Annotated in this window: 13 protein-coding genes; 5 read left to right on the forward strand and 8 right to left on the reverse strand. The window is 31.4% G+C overall.

The window, feature by feature from the left end; genetic code table 11:
* Nucleotides 1-12 precede the first annotated feature (12 nt).
* The 3 genes from LQ694_RS12105 to LQ694_RS12115 are packed head-to-tail and all read left to right on the forward strand — an operon-like array spanning nucleotide 13 to nucleotide 3,244.
* A complete protein-coding gene (locus LQ694_RS12105) occupies nucleotides 13-966 on the forward strand; it encodes an extracellular solute-binding protein (protein ID WP_096791605.1) in 954 nt (317 codons plus the stop codon).
* Entirely contained in the window at nucleotides 963-2,504 is a 1,542-nt protein-coding gene (locus tag LQ694_RS12110; protein ID WP_058611708.1) for a sensor histidine kinase, read from the forward strand. Before LQ694_RS12105 ends, LQ694_RS12110 begins: the two co-directional genes overlap by 4 nt.
* A gap of 5 nt (nucleotides 2,505-2,509) precedes the next feature.
* Entirely contained in the window at nucleotides 2,510-3,244 is a 735-nt protein-coding gene (locus LQ694_RS12115; RefSeq protein WP_231492993.1) for a response regulator transcription factor, read from the forward strand.
* A gap of 32 nt (nucleotides 3,245-3,276) precedes the next feature.
* Here the strand turns inward: LQ694_RS12115 and uhpT are convergent, their stop codons facing one another.
* The 7 genes from uhpT to LQ694_RS12150 all read right to left on the reverse strand — a co-directional run bounded on the left by uhpT (nucleotide 3,277) and on the right by LQ694_RS12150 (nucleotide 10,778).
* Nucleotides 3,277-4,656, reverse strand: a complete 1,380-nt coding sequence (gene uhpT / locus LQ694_RS12120; RefSeq protein ID WP_049320309.1) for a hexose-6-phosphate:phosphate antiporter — start codon at nucleotides 4,654-4,656, stop codon at nucleotides 3,277-3,279.
* Between the two features lie 162 nt (nucleotides 4,657-4,818).
* Nucleotides 4,819-5,652, reverse strand: a complete 834-nt coding sequence (locus LQ694_RS12125) for an energy-coupling factor transporter transmembrane component T family protein (RefSeq protein ID WP_070369369.1) — start codon at nucleotides 5,650-5,652, stop codon at nucleotides 4,819-4,821.
* Nucleotides 5,649-7,361 (reverse strand): ABC transporter ATP-binding protein, encoded by a 1,713-nt coding sequence (locus tag LQ694_RS12130; protein WP_070369368.1) that lies wholly within the window; start codon nucleotides 7,359-7,361, stop codon nucleotides 5,649-5,651. The genes LQ694_RS12125 and LQ694_RS12130 overlap by 4 nt, the downstream gene beginning before the upstream one ends.
* Nucleotides 7,362-7,368: 7 nt before the next feature.
* Nucleotides 7,369-7,923 carry an ECF-type riboflavin transporter substrate-binding protein gene (locus LQ694_RS12135; protein ID WP_218697091.1) on the reverse strand — a complete coding sequence of 185 codons (555 nt, stop codon included), beginning with the start codon at nucleotides 7,921-7,923 and terminating at the stop codon, nucleotides 7,369-7,371.
* Nucleotides 7,924-7,941: 18 nt separating this feature from the next.
* The gene (locus LQ694_RS12140; protein WP_058611713.1) at nucleotides 7,942-8,793 is read right to left on the reverse strand and encodes an SAM hydrolase/SAM-dependent halogenase family protein; all 852 of its coding nucleotides are present in this window, start codon (nucleotides 8,791-8,793) and stop codon (nucleotides 7,942-7,944) included.
* 183 nt (nucleotides 8,794-8,976) lie between these two features.
* On the reverse strand, nucleotides 8,977-10,320 hold the full coding sequence (locus LQ694_RS12145) for a dihydrolipoyl dehydrogenase family protein (RefSeq protein ID WP_070369367.1): 1,344 nt from the start codon (nucleotides 10,318-10,320) through the stop codon (nucleotides 8,977-8,979).
* A 20-nt stretch (nucleotides 10,321-10,340) separates the two neighbouring features.
* Nucleotides 10,341-10,778, reverse strand: coding sequence for a MarR family transcriptional regulator (locus tag LQ694_RS12150; protein ID WP_070369366.1), 438 nt, complete (start codon nucleotides 10,776-10,778; stop codon nucleotides 10,341-10,343).
* 196 nt (nucleotides 10,779-10,974) lie between these two features.
* On the opposite strand from LQ694_RS12150, the gene LQ694_RS12155 reads away from it, so the two are divergent.
* Entirely contained in the window at nucleotides 10,975-11,160 is a 186-nt protein-coding gene (locus LQ694_RS12155) for a hypothetical protein (protein WP_058611716.1), read from the forward strand.
* A 49-nt stretch (nucleotides 11,161-11,209) separates the two neighbouring features.
* On the opposite strand, the gene mecA1 is transcribed toward LQ694_RS12155, so the two are convergent.
* Entirely contained in the window at nucleotides 11,210-13,210 is a 2,001-nt protein-coding gene (mecA1, locus tag LQ694_RS12160) for a PBP2a family beta-lactam-resistant peptidoglycan transpeptidase MecA1 (protein ID WP_196968420.1), read from the reverse strand.
* Nucleotides 13,211-13,501: 291 nt separating this feature from the next.
* Between mecA1 and LQ694_RS12165 the strand changes: the two genes are divergently transcribed.
* A complete protein-coding gene (locus tag LQ694_RS12165; RefSeq protein ID WP_231493017.1) occupies nucleotides 13,502-15,328 on the forward strand; it encodes an APC family permease in 1,827 nt (608 codons plus the stop codon).
* Nucleotides 15,329-15,399 lie beyond the last annotated feature (71 nt).

The following is a 15,399-nucleotide window of genomic DNA, read 5'->3' on the forward strand; positions in this document are numbered from 1 at the left end:
GGGAGAAAAATTATGAAGAAATTTTTTGTTTTAGTTTGCATACTATTGATTGTTTCTGGCTGTGGAAAATTAAACAATCATCAAGAAAGGATAACTGTTTATTCTCCATATCCTAGAGAATTAATACGTTCTTTATTAAATGACTTTGAGCAAACTGAAAATGTTAAAGTTGAATTAAAGCAGGGTTCTACACAAGTATTATTAAGGGAAATTCATCAAGCAGATGAAGATGAACTAGGGGATATTGTGGTTGGTGGTGTTTTGTCGGAAATGATTGAACATCCAGATGATTTTGAAGCATACGAATCGAAAAATCAAAAGTATATGAAATATGCTAAACAAAAAGTTCCGTATGTATCAGATTTCATATTAATGCCAACTACGATTGTTGTGAACAAAGACTTGATAGGAAATATTAAAGTTAGGGGTTATAAAGACTTATGTGCTGAAGAATTGAAAGGTAAAGTGGTCTATTCTAATCCTCTAGAAACAACGACGGGATATCAACATATGAAAGCTATTGAAAGTATTAATCACAATGTTGATGACGTAAAAGATTTTATGGCTACTGCAAATAAAGTTGATAAATCTTCTAAAGTTATACAAGAAGTTGCGAATGGTAAATATTATGCTGGTTTAAGTTATGAATCGGATGCCAAAGCTTATATTAATAAAGGTTATCCTTTGAAAATGATTTATCCAAGTGAAGGTACAATGTTGAATCATGACGGCATCGCACTTATAAAAAAGGAAAATATTAATCCGAAAAGTAAAAAACTGATTAATTACTTAACAAGTAAAAAGGTTCAACAAAAAATAGCAGATGAGTATAAAATTCAGTCCGGTAGAAAAGATGTTTTTAATCAAAATAAGCAAGTTGCAGCAAAGTTCAGGGAAATACCTGTTATTGAGGATGACGATATTAGTCATCTAACTAGAAAGCAATTTTTGGAGTTGATTCAATGATACCAACTAAACCTTATCAACGTATGATTAGAAAATCATTATTTATCACTACTATACTACCGGCATTTTTAATTATATTAATTGGATTTGCAACATTTTTAGGCATATACAGAATGATTGAAATAAATAGTTTGAAGCATAATATAGTTGAAAGTAAAGATATCGTCACATCATTAAATCAGAAAGTTACAAAAGCCATTAATAATGATAAACACAAATTTGAATCTTTAGATCCTAAGAATGATGATGATAAAACAGAAATACGTCGTCTCATTAATGACTCAATTCACATAAAAGATGCTTCTATGATTTATATATTAGAAAACCATGATATAAAAATGACAAATAATTATGAAGATAAAAATTTATCGAATTTACTTCGCATAAAGAGTCAAAATATAAAGTTTAACAATGGTAATTATAAACTTACGATATACATTGAAGAACAACCCTATTTGAATCAACTGCACTATAAAAATAATCAACATTTATTATTAGTAGATAGTTATGATAACGTCTTATATTCAAATTATGAAAAGATTCCATCAAACTATAAAGTTACATTACCTAAATTTGGCTATGTTTATAAAAGTGAATATATAACAGAGTTAAATGCACATATTGTTTTATTAAAAGATATACATGAAATTTTGAATGATGGTATTAAATTACTCTCTATTATGTTGTTAACATTCGTCATTTTGACTATATTCGGTTACGTCTCTTCTAGTAAAATTTCTCAAGTTCAAACGCGAGATATAGAATCAATTATTAAACGAATTAAATACGCAAAAGAAAGAAAGCTAGGTACATATGAACCTTTATCCCGCACGAGTGAACTAGAAGAAATTAATAAGTATGTTTATGATTTGTTTGAATCAAATGAAGCATTAATTCATTCAATTGAAGATACAGAAAAATCATTGAGAGAAATTCAACTTAAAGAAATTGAACGACAATTTCACCCGCATTTTTTATTCAATACGATGCAAACGATCCAATATCTTGTAAGTACTTCTCCGAACAAGGCGGAAGAAATTTTGCAACAACTTTCAGAAATGCTGAGATATTCATTAAGAGTTAAGTCTGATAATGTACTCGTTAAAGATGAACTCCTATATATAAAGAAGTATATCTCTATTCAAAATGTAAGATTTGACGACAAGATAAAATTATTAATCGATGTACCTTATGATATTAAAGAAATGAAAATTGATAAAATGTGTATATTTCCATTTATAGAAAATGCGATCAAACATAATGAACGTGATCATGATTTGACAATCAATATTCGAATAAGAGAAAACGCTCATCATCTGCTTATTATTGTTAAGGACGATGGGGATGGCATGTCAAAAGAACAATTAAGATTAACTCGAGAAAATTTAAATCTTTCTGTATATGAAACAACACATTTAGGATTAAACCATTTGAATCATAAATTAATATTGAAGTATGGTTTAAAATCAAAAATAAAAATTTATTCAATTGAAAATAAAGGCACAATGATTGCTCTAAGAATTCCTAGAGGTAGGTGAGTATAATGCATACAGTTATTATTTGTGATGATGAAAGAATTATAAGAGAGGGTTTGAAGTCTTCAATACAATGGTCTGATTATAATTTCAATGAAGTATTGTTAGCAAAAGACGGAGAAGAAGCACTGGAATTAATTCATATCAATCATCCACTACTCGTAATTATTGATATTAGAATGCCTAAGATGAATGGCATACAATTACTAGAGAACATTAAGGATATTTCATGTGAGAAAATTATTTTATCTAGTTATGACGATTACGAATATATGAAAGCAGGCATTCAACATAAAGTAACAGATTATTTGCTAAAACCTATTAATCAACAAGAATTAAAACAAATACTCAATAAGATTTATGAAAAGTATGATGATCAAGAAGAAAAAGTAGATATAGAAGTGTTCAAACCTTTAAAAGAGGTTGATTATGATGACTATTATGTAAATAAAATCATTCAATATATCCGTAAACATTATCATGATAAACAATCAGTGAAAGAAATGCTTAGTCAATTTGACGCAAGTGAAAGCTATCTTATGAGGATTTTCAAACAAGAAGTAGGTATTACAATATTAGATTACTTAAATAGATATAGAGTATTCAAATCCCTTCATCTACTAGAACACCATTATAAACATTATGAAGTAGCTGATATGGTAGGCTTCTTAGAATATAAAGTATTTAGTTATCAATTCAAAAAATATTTAGAAGTATCACCAAGTGATTATATGAAAAAATAAAAAGGAATGGGAAAATCCATTCCTTTTTTATATTAAATGTTTAGTGAGCGTATTTTCTTTTCTTCATAATATGCAACAATACATAATAAAATGATACCTATGAATAAGGCAAAGTAGAAGACGATAAAGACATCTGTCCAACCGCTAAGTGTGTAACCAAATACATTTAATCCTTTTGATTTAGGGTCTGCAATAGCAGCTAGTCCTACTTTGGCCATTGAATCACCGAATAAATAAGCGAATGATCCTGTCATACCGTTAGCAACACTGATTGCTCGTTTTGGTACAAATCCTGTTAATGAAACACCAATCAATAGTTGAGGTCCAAATATTAATGCACCTAATGCAAATAAAGCGATATTAACCATAGCAACACTTGTAGCATTTGTATAAAGTATAACTACAAATGTAATGATAAACATACAACCAACTGCTACGACAGCACGACGTCCTTTTAGTAAATCGGAAACATATCCCCATAATAAACTCGCAACAAGTGCACCAATCTCAAAGTAGAATATGGTATTGATAGCATCAGCTTGACCGAATCCTAAATGCTCAGATACGTATAAAGGTGCCCAGTTATCTATACCTATACGTACTATATAAACAAATACGTTTGAAACACATAAAATCCAAATAACAGGATTTTTTAGAATGTAAGTTTTGAAAATTTCCCATTTTGACATATGAACTGAATCAATATTTTCTTGTTCAATTGGTTCTTCCCATATTTCTTCAGCACGATTCCAACCTAATTCTTCAGGATCATCTTTACCAATGAATAAACCAGCAATACCTATAATTAAAGCAATGACTGAAGGGAAGATGAACATACCAACAACACTACCATTAAAGAATGTATGTGCACCCCATAATGCAAGTCCACCGGCTATTGCACCACCGATGTTATGTGAAGTATTCCAAAAACCAAGGTAACGTCCTCTTTTAGAACGTGGTGCCCATCTTGAGATTGTCGAATAACTAGCTGGACCACCTACTGATTGGAATATACCGTTTAATCCCCATAAAACGATGAATAGACCTAATATAGAACCAAAGTAACTAAGCGTAAAGCCCATTATTAAAACAGCAAGTGCTGCTAAAACAAGTAAGAATGAAATAACTTTCTTAGTGTTCTTACCATCAATAAAGTAACCGAGTAATGATTTACCAAGACCATATGTAATACTAAACGCTAACCCGATATATCCTAATTCTAAAGTAGTCAGACCGACTTCTTCTTTTAGTAATGGCTGAGCAGCTTTAAAGTTATTTCTAATTAAATACATCGCCATATATGTAAAGAATACTACAAAGAAAGCTTTTAAAAAGTGTCGAAGCCATAACTTTCTTTGAGTTGAAAGTGGAATTCCTTTGTTAGGAATTTTGTTAATTTCAAAAAATTGCATGTAATCACCCCGTGTAGTTTTGTATATAAAAATCTTAGCAATTTGTGTAAGCGCTTTATATACGAATAAATGTCATTTTATCCAAAAAAGTGAAGTGATTTTCCAAAACAAAAACAGAGGTAAGTCTTCCGTGTTAGTGACGGTAGTCTTACCTCTGTTTTATTAATGCCATGGATTATAAAACCTACTGCCATTGATAAAAAATAATGCAATCGCTACTGCGACAAAACATATTACAATAACAATGGTCATATAATCTTTGAATTGATATGGTTCGCTTACATACCATGTTCTTTTTTTATGTTTACCAAACTGTCTAAGTTCCATTGCTGTACTGACAGTATCAATGCGTTCAATACTTGAAAATATTAGAGGCATTACAATTTGTGATACGCCTTTAAGACGTTTAATGATACTTACTTTTTTAGACATTTCATAGCCTCTTGCTTGTTGTGCTTGTGATATTTCTAGATATGTTTCTTGGATATCAGGAATGTATCTTAATGTTAATGCTACGGCATAACTGATTTTATAATTAACACCTATACGATTTAAGCTTGCTGCAAAGTGGCTAGGGTTTGTTGTTAATAAAAATACAAGTGTTAAAGGAATGGTACATACATATTTTAATAATAGATTAAACAAATAAAATAATTCTTGAGTTGTTAAAGTAAATCTTCCAACACCTGACCATAATTCTGTTCTAACACCATAAAGGCGGACGCCGTATTCAGGGTCAAATAAGTAAACGGCGATAACATTGATTACTGTGAAAAAAGCGATAAATTTAACAACAAAACTAACTTGATACCATTTAAGTTGAGAAACTTTAAAAAGAATCAGAGAACAAATACTTACTATAATCAAATAACGTGTATCATAAGTCATCATTGCAGAAATTGATAGTAATAAAAAGAAAATGAGTTTTGCTGTTGCGTTTATATAATGTATAGGGGTATTTCCTGGATGATAGCCTAGTGTATTAAACTCATTCATGATTTTTTCACCTCTTTATCAAATTCTATGAATGTTCTCACGAAATTTTGAGGAGATGTAATTTGAGCACGTTGCGCAAGTTTATATAATGATGTTTGTCTCAGAGCCGATTGCTCACATAGCTTTTGATCTGCTAATAATTTGATTGGAGTAGTGTCAGCAATAATCTTACCATCAGAAATAACAATAGTACGGTCCGTATATTCAGCTAGTAAATGCATATCGTGCGTTATCATGATAATTGTTTGTCCATCCTCATTTAAGGATTTTAAGAAAGTCATCATTTCCGTGTAATGATAATAATCTTGTCCTGCTGTTGGTTCATCTAATATTATAATTTCTGGACTTAGAACAAGTATAGATGCGATTGTTACACGTTTTTTCTGTCCATAACTCAATGCAGAAATTGGCCAATTTCTAAAAGGGTATAAACCACATGTTTTTAAAATGTTAAAAACGCGTGTTTTGATCTCTGCTTCGTCTATGTTTCGAAGTTTTAAACCTAAGGCAACCTCATCAAAAATCATCTTTTCTGAAATCATATGATTTGGATTTTGCATAACATACCCAACATGTTCAGAACGTTCACTGATTGAAAGTTTGTGGAATGATTCGTTGTTCCAAAACATCTTTCCTTTAGTATGTATAAAGCCACAAATTGCTTTTGCTAATGTTGATTTGCCTGCTCCGTTATGTCCCACAATACTTAACATTTCTCCTGGATATATATTGAGATTTATATGATTTAAAATTTTTCCACTCGTGCGATTATATTGATAATTAATATCTTCTAAAGTTAATAAAGGTTCATATTGATCGTATTGATTTTGAGGGGCAATTTGTTCTAATTGCCAATTATTGATAGCTTGTTTAATTTCATTATTTGTGGATACTTCATTAACATTAGCGAAGTTTATTTTTTCTTGAATAGGTGTTTGAGTGTATTTCACAGCTGATGCGTATAAAGGTTCCCTAATACCACATTCATTTAAATAGTTACTACGTAATATCTCATCAGGCATTAAATCTGCATAAATCTTTCCATCTTTAAATAAGATGACGCGATCAAATGTGTCATCGAGTGCTTCTTCTAAGCGGTGTTCTACCATAATCATAGTTGAATCTGTATATTGATGTAACTCTTCTAAAAGTTTCATTGTTTGGTATCCAGAATGAGGGTCTAGGTTTGCTAGAGGTTCATCAAGTACTAAAATAGGAGGCTGATGTATGAGTACGCCACCTAATGAAACACGTTGTTTTTGGCCACCTGACAAATCTTGTGGACGCTTATTTAAATGTTCATCAATATTGACAACCTTAGACCAGTGGTGGACGTCTTTATGCATGGTTTCTTTATGAACATTATTGTTTTCTAACATAAACGCCATATCTTCAGCAGCTGTTAATCCAATAAACTGACCATCTGTATCTTGAAGAACCGTTCCTACTATATTTGACCGTTCATGAAAAGTGCCTTCTTTAGCATCTTCACCATTAATAATTATTTGGCCAGTTAAGTCACCTTCATACTTAAAGGGAATAAGTCCATTTATACAGTTTACAAAAGTCGATTTACCACTACCTGAAGCACCAACTATAAGCACTTTTTCGCCAGGATAAATATTAATATTTATATTGTGAAGTGTTGGTTCAGATTGGCTATAATATTTGAAATTAACATTTTTAAAGGTAATAATCGGTTTAGCCATTGTTAATCTAATCCTTTCTCAAGCTGCCTTTTTGTACTTGAGTTGATGCATAAGCTTTTATAAGTAGTGTACCAATAATTCCTACTGATACAATATTTAATATTGTAGAAATGACACCTTGTGTAAATACTTTATTAGCCGGTTCACTATAGATTAAAATATCTAAAATTGGTGCGATTAAACCCCAACATACAATATTTCCAATAATAATAGCGACTATAAAATATAAAATGCCTTTTTTGCTAAATTGTCCAGTAGCTAAATTGATTTTTTGCCCAATCCATCCGTAATAAAAGCCAATAATTCCTGAACATATTACCCAACTCCACCAAGCACTACCATAAGTCGTGAAGTCCTTAACAGCGTGACCAATAAGACCAATCATAAATCCAGCAAAAGGACCAAATATAGCAGAAATTAAAGCTAAAAATGCATAAGATGTTTCTAAGTTGGTGTTTGGGAATCCAGTTGGAATTACAACAAACCTACCTAAAATAACAAAAACTGCTGCACTAATACCTATAGCTACGATAGTTTTAACTGATATACCTTGTTTATTCATGATATATTCTTCCTTTCATTATAAATTGAATGATACTTTCGATAATTGGATTGTCCATTCTTTACCTGTTCCGATATGATATAGTTTTGAAAATGAATCTTGGTTAACAGCAATACCAATGTTTACAAGTGAATTAACATAGACAAGTGGTTCTCCGATATTTACATCAGCAAATGATCGTACAAATTTAATAATATTTTGATACACTTTATTCTCATTGTGGAAAATAGACACCATAATTTGATCTCCGTGTGAATAATTCGCTTGCTTTAAGTAGTCTAAAGGAATATTTGTCCATAAAGAACCAAATCTTATATCTAATACATCAATACTACCACTTAAAATATTATTTTCGTTTTTAGCTTCAATAATTTCTAATTGTTTAATGGAATCAAGTTCAATTGGGTGCCCAAGTTCATTGAAAGTAATTTGTTTTGAAGCGAGTCTTGCGCCATTATAAGCATATACATCTCTCCCGTGAAATGTATGACTTTCCTCAGAGTGAGGTAAGCGGCTTTTTACTTCATCAATTGCGATTACTTTTTCAATACCTTCGTAATATTGAATATGACTTAATGACCCGTTATCTGGTGTAATAATATAATGTCCAGATTTAGTTAAGCATGCAATACTTCTTCTATCACTTCCAACTCCCGGATCTACCACTGAAACAAACACCGTACCTTTTGGCCAATATTTAACAGTTTGATATAAACGATATGATGCTACCCATATATCATATGGTGGGATATTGTGCGTTAAGTCACTAATTTCAATATCATTGCTTACTGTATGAGCAACACCGTACATAGCACTTACTGCACCATCCTCTAATCCAAAATCAGATTGTAATACTAAAAAATTTCCCATAATAATCCTCCCGATTTTCTTTTTAAATATTCAGAATTATATAAAAACATTACGCGCAATACCACTAAATGTCAATACAAAGTTGAGAGATTTACTATGTTTTAAAGTCTTTTAGTTTATGAATTTTTTCGCTGTATAAAAAACCACCACTTTTCTTTGTTAGAAAAGTGGTGGCAATATATACTACATCATTGCTACTTTTAATAAATCTAGCACACCGCTTGATGAGCCTGGGAATGCAAAGATGAGTTGATTTAGGTCTTTGGCTGTTAGTTTTTGGTTAACGATAAATGTGAGTAGGTTAATTAAGTTTGCTGCGTCGTCTGCGTAGATTTCTGCGCCTACGAGTTGTTTGTCTGCGTTTAATACAATTGTCATTTCCGCTTCTGTTTCGTTTTTATATTCAAATACCATTTGTTTACCGAATGGTATGTCTTTTATTGTATATGCTTCGCTTTGCTCTGCATCTTTAACAGTAACACCAATTTGTGAAAGTCTTGGTAATGAGTATAATACAGATGGTATTGCTGGATATTGAATTGGATTTGGATTGATACCTAATATATGAGTCGCGATGTAGTTAGATTCAAATGTTGCTGTTGGTGTTAATTTAGGGATTGTTTTATCTAATACATCTCCGCTTGCATATATGTTGTGTATGTTTGTTCTTAAATGATCATCCACTTGAATACCTTTTTCACTATATTCAATACCTAATTCTTCTAATCCTATATTTTGTACATTTGGTTTACGTCCTGTTGCGTCTAGTACATAGTCAGTGTCAATGCTTAGTCCAGATTCTGTTGCAACTTTATAGCTGTTACCAGCTTGTTGGACTGATTGAACATTTTCATTGAAATGGAATTGTACGCCTTCAGATTCAAGTTTATGAATTAATTTCGCGATGTGTTTTTCATTAAATCCATCTAATGGTTTATCTGTATGGTGGATGACATGAACTTCAGCACCTGATTTAATTGCGATTGAAGCGAATTCGATACTAATAATACCAGCACCAATAAATGTGATGCTATTTGGCATTTTATCTAAAGATAAGAAGTCACGACTATCATGTGTTAATGCGCTACCTTCTATATCTAATTTATTACTATGTTGTCCTGTTGCAATGACGATGTTTTCAGCTTGAATAGGTGTACCTTCAACATCAACTGTATGAGCGTCTACTAATTTACCGGCACCCATTATAACTTCAATACCTTGTTGTTCAAACATAGATTTAAGCGTATTGGAAAGGGGATTAATGATTGCTTTCTTATATTGCATCAAGTTCTTCCAGTTTACGTGTAATTGATCAGATTCAATAATTTGAGGATAATGACTAGCTTCTTCTAATACTTCATAAGGTCCTTCAAGTAAGATTTTGGCATTACAACCGTAATTTGTACATGTACCAGCTATCGTGTCTTTTTCTATAATGGCTACAGATTTGCCTGCATGTTTTAACGTTAACGCAGCGTGCCATGCAGCATGTCCACTTCCTATAAATACAACATCAAATTTTTTCATAGTTTATCACCCTTTATATATTATTTATTTAATTGCTTTCTTAAAGTTGTTTCTAATTGATCCATAATGTCTTTCGTTTGTTTGTATAATTCTAAATTCATATCTTCTGATACACATTTAGAGATAGCATCGTAAATAGGTTGCTTTTGATCTTTCCCTTTTTGAGTTAACGAAACAATTAATTGTCTTTTGTCTTGGTCTGATTTTTGTCGAGTGACCCATCCTGATTGTTCTAATCTTTTAAGTAGTGGGGTAAGCGTGTTGCTTGAAAGGTCCAATTTATGACCAATTGAATGTAATGTTTGAGGATTTTCCTCCCATAATGAAAGTAAGACTAAATATTGTGAGTAAGTTAAATCAAATGACTTAAGCTCTTTTTCATAAAATTGGGCAAATAATCGACTTACATTATATGCTGAGAAACATACTTGATTGGCTAGTTTCATATTGTAATCCATAAAATACTCCTTTCTATCGTGTGCGATTGATTGAATATTAAACTATCGTGCACGACTAATCAAATGTGGTGCTCACAAATTGAAAAAAGGTACTAGAATTGATAACTTGTTATTAATACAAAGTAAAGATTGTCCTTTTACAGAAATTGTAATAATATAAGTTTAAAGATGAACATGTAGTCGTGGAGGGATAGTTGTGAGTGAAAATCATGACAAAGATATTAACGAGGAAATAGAGAAAGAATTGCTAGAATATCTAGAGAATAAAGACGAAATTGAAGCAGCAAAGCCTAAAAAGAAAAAATATATGAGCATGGTATTTCTATGCAGTTTAATCATTGCGTTGCTATATATTTCTAGAATTATTATGAATATTTTTTAAAGAAAATAAAAACAGAGTAGCATCCAATTACGGATGCTGCTCTGTTTGTTTATTTATCAATATTATATGTTTTCTTACCGTTATCATATAAATCGTCATACACTTTTCCAGATATTTTGGCATTGTAACTTGCCATACCTTTATCTTGTACATCTTTCACATTAATAGCCATCATCATATTTGGATTATCTTTATTATAAGAAATAAACCAACCTATTTGTTGTCCTGTCTCACCTTGTTTCATCTTGAGTTCAGCTGTACCTGATTTACCAACTAAGTTGGCATATGATCTATAAATATCTTCTCTATGTGTTTTGTTCACGACTTGTTGCATGCCGTCTGTTAACAATTTAATATTTTCCTGGGAAATGATGTTCTTCTTCCAGACTTTATTTTTCGTATCTTTGAGTACATGTGGTGCATTTACATTACCTTTATTCTCTAATGCGCTATATATTGAAAGAATTTGAACAGGATTAATCAATATTTCGCCTTGTCCATAACCTGAGTCAGCTAACAATATTTCATTATCTAAGTTCTTATTTGAAATTTGTGCATTATAGAATGGATAATCACTCGGGATATCTTCACCAACGCCTAGACGTTTCATACCTTCTTCGAATTTTTTGCTTCCTAATTCAAGTGCAACTCTCGCAAAGAAGATATTATCTGATGATTCGATAGCTTGTTTTAAATCGATATCACCATTAACAACTTCATATCTTGTAACGTTGTAGTCACCCCAAGATTTATCTTTTTGCCATCCTTTTCCGTTAATTTTATAACTTGTTTTGTCGTCTAAAGTCTTATTATTTAAGCCAATCATAGCTGTTAATATTTTTTGAGTCGAACCAGGTGATGTCGTGATTTGGAACTTATTAAGAAGTGGTTCTTTATCATCTTCCGTTAATTTCTTATAATCTTCATCACTCATTCCATTCATAAATGGATAAACATCGTAAGATGGTGTGCTGACAAGTGCTAACAGTTCGCCTGTTTGTGGATGAATAGCTGTACCTGAACCGTAGTCATCTTTCATGTTGTTATAAATACTTTTTTGGACTCTAGAATCGATGGTTAATTTAATATCTTTGCCATCTTTTTTCTTTTTCTTTATTAATGTATCAATAACTTTATTATTATCATCAATTATTGTGACCCGATATCCGTCTTTATTTTGAAGGTCTTTATCGTAAAGTTTTTCGATTCCTTTTTTACCGACGATGGCATCTTTTTTATAACCTTTAAATGCTTTTTGCTTTAATTCTTCTGAGTTAATAGGGCCAACATAACCAAGCAAGTGCGTTGTTGCTTCTTCAAGCGGATACTGTCGACTTTCTGTTTCTTGTGTTGTGAGATGATACTTTTCAACAAAACGCTTTGTGTCTTGATTCATATTTTGAACAGTCTTGAGAGGGACGAATGTATCATCTTTAACCCAATCCTGTTCAGCTTGTTGTTTAATATACGATTCTGAAAGGTCTAATTTTTCAGCGATTGCTTTGTAATCACTTGTCGAAACATTATTAGGAACAATGCCAACTTCATGTGCTGTTCCTGTAGTGGCTAATTCTACATTATTTCGGTCTAAAATCTTACCTCGTTCTGATTTCAATGGTTCAATATTGATGGATTGATTTTTCTGCATGCCTGGAATGATGACACTTTGATTCCAATCTAATTTCCAATCTTTATCTTCTTTAATAAAGTTTAATTTAACGTCACGATTAATTTTGCCGTAATTTGTTTGCAGTTCATATTTTGCAGTGACTTGTTTTTTGTTTTTTGAAACCTTTTTGATATCACGATCTTTAATGTTGATAGCTTTGACACCTAGACTGTCATAAATCTTAATAGGGCGATCAGTTATTTCCACTTCGCCATTATCATTTTTAGATTGGTAAGTACTATCTTTGAACACTTGCTTAACATTTTTGTCTTCAATGGCATCTAGTGTATCGTTTATTTGACTGTTTTTTGATGCATAAAAAAATATGCTTGAAGCTACAACAATGATTACAACCACGATGGCTATGATTAATTTTTTCATAAGAATCCTCCCAGAATTAGGACTAAGAAATAGTGTTTCTTTTATTCAACTTGTGAATACAAATATAACATAAATAATCAATTTACTCTTATTGAGAAAGTTTATTAATGGAGTGATTATACACTTTAATTAAGAGTTATTTTATTAATAAAGAGAAATAATACACTTAAAAGATAGTTGTCTATATATACTTTTAAATTTGATGAGCGTATAAATATATATATGCTTTTGATATCATCAATCGTTAACGTTTTATTCAATTTATTAAATATGATTAGGAGATTAGATATGATATTTTCTCAAGCTAAAAGATTACTAATAGGTAAACCAAAGAAAAACAAAGAGTTACAAAATGAAAAGATTAGTAATACAAAAGCGTTAGCCATACTTTCATCAGATGCATTGTCCTCTGTAGCATATGGACCAGAGCAGATCTTAATTGTGCTCTCTGTGTTAGGTTCTATAGCAGCTTGGTATACACTGCCAATTACAGCATTTATATTAGTTTTGTTAATCACATTAGTGCTGTCATATAAACAAGTTATTTACGCTTATCCTCATGGTGGTGGTGCTTATACCGTTTCAAAACATAACTTAGGAGAAAAATGGTCTCTACTAGCAGGTGGATCGTTACTTGTAGACTATATATTAACAGTAGCAGTTAGTATTTCATCAGGTACTGATGCATTTGTAGCCGCATTTCCATCTCTGTATGAAAAACGAATTTTAATAGCATGTATTTTAGTCGTATTGATTTTAATTTTGAACTTAAGAGGTTTAACAGAATCTGCAACGGTGTTGTCGTATCCCGTATATTTATTTATATTTGGTTTGATTATGCTGATTGTTGTTGGTGTATGGAAAGTAGCAACAGGTCAAGCTGAACCACAAACAACATCCGTTGTCGGTAGCTCAGTACCGGGTGTAACATTCTTTCTATTACTAAAAGCATTTTCATCTGGTGCATCATCTTTAACAGGTGTTGAAGCGATATCGAACTCAGTTAAAAGTTTCAAAGATCCCGCACCCAAAAATGCTGTTAAGACATTAATCGCAATGGGTAGTATTTTAGGATTTATGCTTGTAGGTATGGTCTATTTAACTTATTTCTATGGCATTATGCCACAAAGAGAAACGACTGTATTATCTCAACTTGCGAAACAAGTCTTTGGAGAGAATGTGATATTCTACTTTATTCAAGGTGCAACAGTACTCATTCTGATATTAGCGGCTAATACTGGATTTACAGCATTTCCACTACTCGCAGCAAATATGGCTAAAGATAAGTACATGCCACATATGTTTACAGTTCGTGGTGATAGATTAGGTTATTCGAACTCTATTATTATATTAGGTGTTTTAGCAATATTTTTAATAATAGGCTTTAACGGCAAAACTGAAAACTTAGTTCCACTATATGCAGTGGGGGTGTTCATTCCGTTTACGTTAGCACAACTCGGTATGATGATAAAATGGATCAAAGAAAAACCGAAACATTGGAAAAAGAAATTAGCAATCAATACATTAGGTACTGTTATAACATTTACAATATTTATGATTTTACTCATAACAAAAATGCCACACGTGTGGCCAATCTTAATCTTTTTACCGATCGTCGTATTGATGTTTGTTCGAATTCATAAACACTATATAAATATCGCGAAAGAATTACACGTTTCAGAATCACACAAAAGCACTACAACAAAAAGTAAGAACTTAGCCATTATTCCAATAAGCGGTATCACAAATGCAGTAGATAAATCTATCGCATATGCAAAATTAACATCTGACGATATCATCGTTGTACACGTAGCAGTAGGTGAAACAAATGAGAAGAAATTACAAGCGAAATGGAAGTCATTGTACCCAGATATACGACTTGTCGTATTGCATTCAGAGTACAGAGACGTCATTAAACCTATCACGCGTTTTATAGATAAAATTAATCATAAAGCAACAGCAGAAGATTATTTAATAACTGTTATCATACCGCAATTTATTACAAATAGAAGATGGCATAATTTATTACACAATCAAACAAGCTTTATGTTAAAAGTGCATTTATTCTATAGAAAGAATATCGTCATATCAACGATACCATACAAATTAAAACATTAAACTGAAAATCGTTTGTATTTTACAACTATATATTTAAAAAAGCAGAGGAAACAATCAAAAGATTGAATATT

The organism is Mammaliicoccus sp. P-M58 (assembly GCF_022386165.1).
Lineage (GTDB): Bacteria > Bacillota > Bacilli > Staphylococcales > Staphylococcaceae > Mammaliicoccus > Mammaliicoccus sciuri.

Coding starts and splice junctions, on each gene's coding strand:
- LQ694_RS12105 (WP_096791605.1), top strand. CDS start 13: ATGAAGAAATTTTTTGTTTTAGTTTGCATACTATTGATTGTTTCTGGC.
- LQ694_RS12110 (WP_058611708.1), top strand. CDS start 963: ATGATACCAACTAAACCTTATCAACGTATGATTAGAAAATCATTATTT.
- LQ694_RS12115 (WP_231492993.1), top strand. CDS start 2,510: ATGCATACAGTTATTATTTGTGATGATGAAAGAATTATAAGAGAGGGT.
- uhpT (WP_049320309.1), bottom strand. CDS start 4,656: ATGCAATTTTTTGAAATTAACAAAATTCCTAACAAAGGAATTCCACTT.
- LQ694_RS12125 (WP_070369369.1), bottom strand. CDS start 5,652: ATGAATGAGTTTAATACACTAGGCTATCATCCAGGAAATACCCCTATA.
- LQ694_RS12130 (WP_070369368.1), bottom strand. CDS start 7,361: ATGGCTAAACCGATTATTACCTTTAAAAATGTTAATTTCAAATATTAT.
- LQ694_RS12135 (WP_218697091.1), bottom strand. CDS start 7,923: ATGAATAAACAAGGTATATCAGTTAAAACTATCGTAGCTATAGGTATT.
- LQ694_RS12140 (WP_058611713.1), bottom strand. CDS start 8,793: ATGGGAAATTTTTTAGTATTACAATCTGATTTTGGATTAGAGGATGGT.
- LQ694_RS12145 (WP_070369367.1), bottom strand. CDS start 10,320: ATGAAAAAATTTGATGTTGTATTTATAGGAAGTGGACATGCTGCATGG.
- LQ694_RS12150 (WP_070369366.1), bottom strand. CDS start 10,778: ATGGATTACAATATGAAACTAGCCAATCAAGTATGTTTCTCAGCATAT.
- mecA1 (WP_196968420.1), bottom strand. CDS start 13,210: ATGAAAAAATTAATCATAGCCATCGTGGTTGTAATCATTGTTGTAGCT.